This window comes from Mycobacterium sp. E342, assembly GCF_001667665.1.
GTDB lineage: Bacteria > Actinomycetota > Actinomycetes > Mycobacteriales > Mycobacteriaceae > Mycobacterium.
Map to the genome: position 1 here is coordinate 1 of NZ_LZJM01000120.1, position 1,034 is coordinate 1,034.

General features: G+C 67.1%; 1 protein-coding gene. It reads left to right on the plus strand.

From position 1 onward, the window contains the following. Positions 1-1,034, plus strand: a 1,034-nt coding sequence (locus A5692_RS07705) for an AMP-binding protein (protein WP_156765975.1), incomplete at both ends; no start/stop codon positions are given.

Here is a 1,034-nt window from a genome sequence, read left to right on the forward strand (position 1 = left end):
GCGCGCTTGGCGGTGTGGGGCAACCGTGGCGTGTTGGACCGCCCCGCCACGCCGACGGTGTCGATTCCGGATGCGTTCGCCGCCCAAGTCGCGCGGACCCCGGAGGCGGTGGCGATCAGCTACGAGGGCCGCTCAATGACTTACCGGGAGCTGGATGAGGCCGCGAATCGGTTAGCGCACTGGCTGGTTGCCCAGGGCGCCGGCCCCGGCCAGTACGTGGGGTTGCTACTACCGCGCGGCGCAGAGGCGATCGTGGCGATGTTGGCGGTGCTCAAGTCGGGGGCGGCCTATGTGCCAATGGATCCGGGCCTGCCCGCGGCCCGGGTGGGGTTCCTGGTGGCTGACGCCGCCCCGGTCGCGGTACTGACCACGGCGGGCCTGCGGTCACGGCTGGATGGCCATGACGTGGCGGTGATCGATGTCAACGACCCCGCTATCGATGTTGAGCCAGCGACGGCGTTGTCGGGCCCGACTTCAGAGGATGTGGCGTATTTGATTTACACCTCGGGCACCACCGGTGTTCCTAAAGGTGTTGCGGTCACGCACTACAACGTGACGCGGTTATTCGACGCGTTTGATGCCGGATTGGACCTGACCGCGGGGCAGGTGTGGACACAGTGCCATTCCTATGCCTTTGACTACTCGGTGTGGGAGATCTGGGGTGCGTTGTTGCATGGGGCGCGGTTGGTGGTGGTGCCTGAGGCGGTGGTGGGTTCCCCGGATGATTTGCAGGGCTTGCTGATTGCTGAACGGGTCAGTGTGTTGAGTCAGACCCCGTCGGCGGTGGCGATGCTTTCGCCGCAGGGGTTGGAGTCGGTGGCGTTGGTGGTGGCCGGGGAGGCGTGTCCGGCTGAGGTGGTCAATCGGTGGGCGTCGGGGCGGGTGATGCTCAACGCTTATGGGCCGACGGAGACCACGGTGTATGCGGCGATCAGTGCCCCGCTCACCCCGGGCACGGGGGCTGTGCCGATTGGGTCGCCGGTGTCGGGGGCGGCGCTGTTCGTGCTCGATGGGTGGTTGCGTGCGGTGCCGGC